Genomic DNA, 4,295 nt, shown 5'->3' with positions numbered 1-4,295 from the left:
TCCGACAGGAGGCCGTCCACGCCCTCCCGGTCCGTGGTGTGGTCGTCCGCGAAACGACGGTCACCCGTCGCGTCCGGGACGTGCTTCACACAGACAACGATCCTCAAGCTCACGGCCTTGTCTCCTGTACTGGTCTCGTCCGGCGGCTGCGGCGGTGCAAGCGGGCACGAACACGGCACGCACCCGCTCCGGGCAGCGAATTCCCGTGCCGGTCCGGAACTTCCTGGCAGCATACTCGCCGGTAGCGCAGTGGTCACTACTGGCCAGTAGCTTATGCCGTACGTCTGCTCCGCCGCCTGTGCCCATCCTGCCCCAGGCCGAGGCCGACTCCACCCGAGGGGGCGGAACTCGTGCGGCCGGATTGCTCACACCACGCGACCGAGCGCCGCGATCACATCCACCCTGCGCGGCTGCCCCGCCGCCCGCCGCACCACCCGGCCCTCCCCGTCCAGCACCAGGACGGTCGGCGTCCGCCGGACCTCCAGCCGGCGGACCAGCTCCAGCCGCTCCTCGGCGTCCACCTCGACGTGCTCGACCCCGTCGACCATCCCTGCCACCTCGGAGAGCACCCGCCGGGTGGCGCGGCAGGGCTGGCAGAAGGCCGTCGAGAACTGCACCAGCGTCGCCCGCGCGCCGAGCGGCCCGCCCAATTCGGCCTCCGACAGCCGTTCCGCCCCGTCCTCGGCGCTCACTCCCAGCCTCCCGTCACCCCCGGCCCGCAGCGGACCGGGCCCGGCCGCCGTCGAAGCACGACAACGCGGGCCGCCGGCCCGCTCGTCCCTCCAGTCTGCGGCAGCGCCCGCGGCGCCCGGAACACGGTCGACCGCCGGGGTCGGGCCGCGTACGATCGGCCGATGGACTCCGAGTGCCGCCCAGGGCCGCTGCCGGCCAGCCGCCGCGTCATCGCCCACGCCCGGGCCACCGTCCGCCGACGGCGCTGAGGGCCCCGCCGCTGCCGCCGCCCGTCGCGACCCCCGGAGCCCCCGTTGCAGACCGATCCTCGCGGCCCTCGCCTGGCCGCAGCGCTCACCTCGATCGTCCTGGCCGTCGTCCTGCGCACCGGCAACTGCCCGCTCCTGGTCGCCCAGACACTCGCCTTCGCCCTCGGTGCGTTCGGCGGCCTGCGCCTGGCTCCCCACGTCCGGCTGTTCCAGGTTCTCGTGCTCCCTCGGCTCGCACCGCCCTCCGAGACCGAGGACGAACGGCTGCTCCGCTTCGACCAGGGCGTCCTCATGGTGTTCGCCGCGGTCGGCACCCTCGGCTACTGCGCCGACGTGACGTGGCTCGGCCTGCTGACCGTCTCGGCCGCACTCACCACCGCCTTCGTCAACGCCGCGTTCGGCTACTGCGTGGGCTGCGAGCTCTACCCCCTGGTCCGGCGCGCCCAGGGCCGCCTCACCGCCGGCGCCTGATACCGGGCAACGAAAAAGTTCCCGTGGGAATTCATCACGGAGATCACACCGCCAATAGTCGCTTGACCGCACGGCTCAGGTGACAGCAGGCACTCGTTCGGGGGATCATCTCCGTGAATCACCCGTGACCGCCGCGGAGTGCCGTGCTCCGGTCGGCACCGCCCGCACAACGGAGCGGGTACCCGCCGAACCGGGCTCCGGCCCGTGGAAGTCAGGACTGACCGTGGCAGAGTTCGTGTACCCGCCGGTGATCGGCGCCGCACTCACCGCCTTCCGCGCGCTCGACGCGCGGATCAAGATCGTGGGCGCCGAACACATCCCCGCCAGGGGGGGAGCGGTACTGGTCAGCAACCACATCAGCTACCTCGACTTCCTCTTCGCGGGCCTCGGCGCGTACCGCGGCGGCAAGCGCAAGACCCGCTTCATGGCCAAGGACGACGTCTTCAAGCACCGGATCTCCGGCCCGCTGATGCGCGGCATGAAGCACATCCCGGTGGACCGCACCGACGGCCAGCCCGCTTACGAGGCCGCCGTGCGCGCCCTCAAGGCCGGCGAGGTGGTCGGGGTGTTCCCCGAGGCCACCATCAGCCGCTCCTTCATGCTGAAGAAGTTCAAGACCGGCGCCGCCCGGATGGCCGCCGACTCGGGCGCCCCGCTGCTGCCCGTCGTGCTCTGGGGCACCCAGCAGCTCTGGACCAAGGGCCGCCCGAAGACCCTGACCAAGCGGCACGTCCCGGTCACCATCATGATCGGCGAACCGATTCACCTCGGGCCGAACGACAAGCCGGTGATGGTCACCCGACGGCTGCGCGCCGCCATGAGCGAGATGCTCGACCAGGCCCAGCGCGAGTACCCCGGCAAGCCCTCCGGCCCGGACGACACCTGGTGGCTGCCCGCCCACCTCGGCGGCACCGCGCCCACCCTGGAGGTCGCCGAGGCCGAGGACGAGGCGGAAGCCCTCGCGAAGGCCGAGCGCCGAGCCGCCCGGGACTGATCCCCTCCGCCTCCGGCCTCCCCCTTTCCGCCTCCATCCCGCGTCTACTCCGTGCGACCGACCGAGCGCGGTCCGTCGCGTGTCGCCCGGCCGCCGACGCTCCCCGTCTGACACAGTGACAGCTCCTTTCAGGGGCCTTCGTCCTGAATCCGCGGCGGGGGCACACGTCGGAACGGTCGAAAGGCTCGGAGGCGGAGATGGCAAGGATCACCACCGGCACACGACAGTCAGCCACGGGCAGAGCCCGCACTCGCGCGAGCGCCGGTGCGGGCCTTCTGCTTCTGGGCGCCCTGCTCACCGGCTGCGGGGCCGAACCCGGGGAGATCCCGCTCTCGGAGATCCGGCCGGAGACCCCTACCGCCGCCCCCGAGGTGACACCCGACGTGACACCCGACGTGGTCGACGCGGCCGACGGAGCGCCCGCGGCCCCCGTGCACAACGGGCTGATCGTCAGCCGCGCCTACACCGATGCCTCCCGCACCAGCAGCGCGATCGTCACCCTCTCCCCCGACGGCAGCGGCCAGCGCCAGGTCACCCAGCCGCCGGCCCGCGCACTCGACGACCGCCCGGACTGGTCACCCGACGGCACCACCATCGCCTTCGACCGCACCGACCCTCAGACCGGCACCGCCCGGCTCTGGACCATCCCCACCTCCGGTGGCCCCGAGCACCAGGTCAGCCAGCTGTGCGACGGCGGCATCGCCGACTGCGCCAACGAGGACGAACGCGCCCCCGCCTTCTCCCCGGACGGCAAGCAGGTCGCCTTCAGCCGCTCCTGGGGCGCCCTGGACCCGTCCGGCAGCCACCAGGTCCAGTACTCGGACCTCTACCTGATGAGCCCCGAAGGCACCGACGTCCAGCGGCTCACCTTCGTCACCAACGACAAGCCCTACTCCGGGGCGGTCAGCAACCCCAGCTGGTCCCCCGACGGCAAGCAGCTCACCTTCGAGTACCGCACCAGCGCCACCGGGCAGCCCGCCAACAGCCGCGCCATCTACGTCGTGAGCGCGGACGGCACCGGGCTACGCCAGCTCACCCCCTGGGAACTGCGCGCCGGCGACCGCGCGGACTGGTCCCCCGACGGCACCCGGATCCTCTTCACCACGTACCCGGCCGGCCCCGACAACGCCCCCGGCGGCGGCATCTACACCGTCCACCCCGACGGCAGCGCTCTCGGGGCCCTCACCGCGCCCTCGAACACCTTCTACGGCACGGCCACCTACGCTCCCGACGGCACCTCCATCGTCTTCGCCCAGGCCCCCGCGGGCGCCGGCACCGACCTCTACAGCATGCGGTCCGACGGTACGGGCGTCGCCCGTCTCACCAACAGCGCGGACAGGTGGCTCAGCCGACCGGCCTGGGGGACGGCGGAGGCCGCTCCCGCCGATCCGGCTCAGGCGCCGGACCAGCCGTCGGCTCAGGCGCCGGAGCAGCCGTCGGGTCAGGCACCGGACCAGCCGTCGGCTCAGGCGCCGGGTCAGGCGTCAGAGCAGCCATCGGACCAGGCACCGGGTCAGCCATCGGAGCAGGCGCCGGGTCAGGCGTCAGAGCAGCCATCGGAGCAGGCGCCGGACCAGCCATCGGAGCAGGCGCCGGGTCAGGCGTCAGAGCAGCCATCGGAGCAGGCCCCGGACCAGGCGCCCCAGGCTCCCCAGACGCCGCCGGCTGACACCCAGCAGCCGGCCGCGGCCCAGGGAGAGGCCTCCATCGACCAGCCGCAGCCTGGGACGGAGTCCGAAGCCGAATCCGACGCCGAGTCCGAGTCCGACGAATAGATCGTTCGGCTCCGCAAACGCGAAGAACCCCCATCCGGGACCCGGATGGGGGTTCTTCTGAAGAATTGTTCGGCGGCGTCCTACTCTCCCACAGGGTCCCCCCTGCAGTACCAT

General features: G+C 72.5%; 4 protein-coding genes and 1 pseudogene. 3 read left to right on the top strand and 2 right to left on the bottom strand.

Annotated elements, in window-relative coordinates; genetic code table 11:
• Together ACIRRH_RS43860 and ACIRRH_RS43855 are read right to left on the bottom strand one after the other, a co-directional pair.
• Positions 1–113 (bottom strand): annotated as a pseudogene (locus tag ACIRRH_RS43860) (electron transfer flavoprotein subunit beta); the annotation flags it as partial.
• 252 nt (positions 114–365) lie between these two features.
• On the bottom strand, positions 366–698 hold the full coding sequence (locus tag ACIRRH_RS43855) for a thioredoxin family protein (RefSeq protein ID WP_224284756.1): 333 nt from the start codon (positions 696–698) through the stop codon (positions 366–368).
• A gap of 288 nt (positions 699–986) precedes the next feature.
• Here ACIRRH_RS43855 and ACIRRH_RS43850 point away from each other — a divergent pair, with 288 nt between their 5' ends.
• From ACIRRH_RS43850 to ACIRRH_RS43840, 3 genes are all read left to right on the top strand, one after another.
• Positions 987–1,412, top strand: coding sequence for a DUF4395 domain-containing protein (locus tag ACIRRH_RS43850; RefSeq protein WP_403079091.1), 426 nt, complete (start codon positions 987–989; stop codon positions 1,410–1,412).
• Positions 1,413–1,635: 223 nt separating this feature from the next.
• Positions 1,636–2,406 carry a lysophospholipid acyltransferase family protein gene (locus ACIRRH_RS43845; RefSeq protein ID WP_403079090.1) on the top strand — a complete coding sequence of 257 codons (771 nt, stop codon included), beginning with the start codon at positions 1,636–1,638 and terminating at the stop codon, positions 2,404–2,406.
• A gap of 383 nt (positions 2,407–2,789) precedes the next feature.
• Entirely contained in the window at positions 2,790–4,181 is a 1,392-nt protein-coding gene (locus ACIRRH_RS43840; RefSeq protein WP_403079088.1) for a hypothetical protein, read from the top strand.
• The last annotated feature ends 114 nt before the right edge of the window (positions 4,182–4,295 follow it).

It is taken from the genome of Kitasatospora sp. NPDC101235 (assembly GCF_044767505.1).
In the GTDB taxonomy this organism is placed as follows: Bacteria; Actinomycetota; Actinomycetes; order Streptomycetales; family Streptomycetaceae; genus Kitasatospora.
The sequence above is the reverse complement of the archived record's forward strand: the minus strand, read 5'-3'. Positions and strand labels throughout refer to the sequence as shown.